The 2,987-nt window shown below is 38.5% G+C and carries 3 protein-coding genes; 1 reads left to right on the forward strand and 2 read right to left on the reverse strand.

Annotation, left to right across the window (positions count from 1 at the left end):
* Together A3757_RS20055 and A3757_RS20060 are read right to left on the reverse strand one after the other, a co-directional pair.
* Positions 1-735 (reverse strand): SDR family NAD(P)-dependent oxidoreductase (locus A3757_RS20055; RefSeq protein ID WP_068740169.1); only part of this gene is annotated, 735 nt, incomplete at its 3' end.
* 8 nt (positions 736-743) lie between these two features.
* Positions 744-2,267 carry a radical SAM protein gene (locus A3757_RS20060; protein WP_197470154.1) on the reverse strand — a complete coding sequence of 508 codons (1,524 nt, stop codon included), beginning with the start codon at positions 2,265-2,267 and terminating at the stop codon, positions 744-746.
* 146 nt (positions 2,268-2,413) lie between these two features.
* On the opposite strand from A3757_RS20060, the gene A3757_RS20065 reads away from it, so the two are divergent.
* A partial coding sequence (locus tag A3757_RS20065; RefSeq protein ID WP_197470155.1) for a cobalamin-dependent protein occupies positions 2,414-2,987 on the forward strand: 574 nt, incomplete at its 3' end.

Here is a 2,987-nt window from a genome sequence, read left to right on the forward strand (position 1 = left end):
AACAGTCAACCCACCATCAATACATAGAACTTGGCCCGTAATAAAGGCAGATGCTTCAGACAAAAGGAACAAACAAGGATTTGCTATATCAATATCATGGCCAATTTTTCGGAGGGGGTGCAGACCGCAGGCAAGCTCTCTATATTCCAGGTTGTCCTCTCCGTAAAACCGGCTTTTGTGCTCGTTATGAACGAGAAAACCGGGCTGAACAGCATTCACTCGAATATTATATTTCCCCAGATGAATTGCAAGGTAGCGCGTTAACTGATCTATACCTGCTTTTGCGAGGTGGTAGGTAATACTTTCTGAACCAACTAAACTAGAACAAATTGAAGAAACTAAAAGTATGCTTGCCTCAGATGAGTTCTCTTTCAATGCTGGAAGTAAGCTTTGAATCTGAAAAAAAGCTGACTTTAAGGAGAGGTTGATATCACTATCCCACTGCTCAGATGTTAAGGACTCTACATCACCTGCGCCTCTTCCACGAACAATGTAAATCATCGCATCTAGGCCACCTGCCAGCTCAGAGACCAGTTGCTCATAACAGGGCGTAGAACTCTCTGCATCAAAGATAAAATACTTTGCCCGAGCTAGAGTTTCTTCTTGGGGCTCTTTATCGAGTAAAAATAGATTTGCTCCTCCCTCGTTAAGCTGAAAAGCCAACTCTTTACCAAACCCCTTTGCGCTGCCGATAATCAATACATTCTTATTTTTAAATACTTTCAAATCTATCATGATTCTATTTAACTTCCATGATGGGTTACAGCAGTTCGGTACAATTCATGAATTGGAGCTCGCATTAAAATACGCCCTTTTCCTTCAATCGTTTCACAACCATATTGCTTAATATAGGTTTGAATTAAATCAGATTGCCCCGGTGTATGCTGAATATCTATTCTGTTTTTCCGTTCCATAAAATACCTATCAGGGTCGACTAAATAATCATGCGACTGAATACCTTTTAAATCGAAATTTGTATCGAATGAATATTGCTTATCCATACTTAGAAAATCATTCTTTTTCATTAAACTGATTTGCTTCAAGTCATCCAAATAGACATCGTAAACATCGGACCACTTGTTCACCTTTTTAATCAAGTATTTAGCTTCACTATAAATCAACTCATGGAGTTCTTGTTGATAATTGAATACCGCCAATGCTTTACCCATAACCATTTCATTCGTACCATCAGTATTATTAATTATTTTTTCTGGGTCCTGATGAAAGGCTTCTAATAATTCGTCTTGAGTGTCCCACAACCCGAAACTGCTAGCTTCCCTAAACTTGTTATACAGTTCATTCAACACATGACTCTGCTTTCTAACCTTGTTGTATGATTGATATATCAGCTCAAACCATGAAATTCCTAGATACAAAAGAAGCCCTTGCAGCTCCTTAAACATTCCAGAGTTATGGAACACTTCTATAGACAAATTTAACTCTCTACAATCCAAGTACTCCTTATGAGATAAGGTACTATTTGCAATGCAGATTTCCTCAAACTCCACAGAGCAAAACTCTTTATCAAAAAATTGATATTGGCCAAAGCTTCTTGGATTAATACGGAATTTGGTTTCTAAATTGAATTTACGTCGTGATTCGGGCTCTGCCATTTCAGTCTGTGGCAAAAGTATCATTTGATACATTCTTACGATATTAAAACCCGCATCGACAACGCTTTTTAGAGACTCAATATGTGCTTCTAGAGTATCACCTGGTAAACCTAGAATGATTTCAGTGTAGGTATTCGACTCGGTTTTCTGTGCATTTTTAACTATTTCTGAAAGTGCGTCAGATGAAATGTTTGCTCTTTTAATGTTATCTAAAACTTCTGCATTTGTGGTTTGCAAAGATGCTGCAACACTCAGGGAGCCTTTTAGTATTGAGGCAACTTCCAACACCCTTTCTTTTTGATTTTTCCCGGTCGAGACCAATATTCGTTTTGGCCACCCATACTCTAACTGAGTATCTGCGATAAGCGCTGCTTTTTCACGATCTTGTTTAAACATTCCAAAGTTTGCATCACTAATTAGAATGTCAGGAACGTCATCCACTCTTTCGGCGATATATGTTAATTCATCCTTTAACATCGTTCGCTGAGCGACTTTAGAGTAGTATTCATTTCCCTCTGTACAGAAGGTACAAGCAAAGGGGCACCCTCTCGTAGTATGAATCATTGGAATAAGAATGTTATCAAAAAACTTATCAAAGATACCTGTTAAGTATGGTGAGCCAATCTCGTCTAGCCCTTTAAAACGTGGAGCCAAGCTTCCTTGGGACACACTCCCTTGATAAAAGTAGTGACAATTGCTACACTGTAAAATGGATGAAACATCTGGGGTTGGTGGGTTAAGTGTTAGCTATTGATTAAATGGTTAATCACTTAGCTCCAATAGACCTAAGGTTCAAAAATATGTCTAAGAAAACGATATACCTAGCTGACTTAACCCATACAGGGCAAAGCATTGCTTCAAACGTTTTTCCCTTGGCTATTGGATTGATAGCTTCTTATCTTGAAAAGGTTCGGCCTGGGCTGTACGACATAGAGGTTTTTAAGTACCCAGAAGACTTAAATCGAGCTTGCCAAGATAAGTTTCCGGATGTAATTGGTTTTTCAAATTATTCTTGGAATTTAAATTTATCGATTGAATTTGCGCAAAAGATTAAAGAGTTCTCACCCAGTACTGTTGTTGTTTTCGGAGGGCCTAATTACGGCCTAACTGAATTAGAAATGACGGATTTCTGGGAACGGTATCCGTGTATTGATTTTTATATTGTTAAAGAAGGTGAAAAAGGTTTTGTTGAGCTTATTGACAGTTTAGCTGAACAGGGCTTTTTGGTTGATCAAGTAAAACTTAGGCAGGCGGGCTCTAATTGTCACTACTTTTATCAAGGGAGTGTGTCCCAAGGAAGCTTGGCTCCACGTTTTAAAGGGCTAGACGAGATTGGCTCACCATACTTAACAGGTATCTTTGATAAGTTTTTTG

The sequence above is a fragment of the Oleiphilus sp. HI0117 genome (assembly GCF_001635235.1).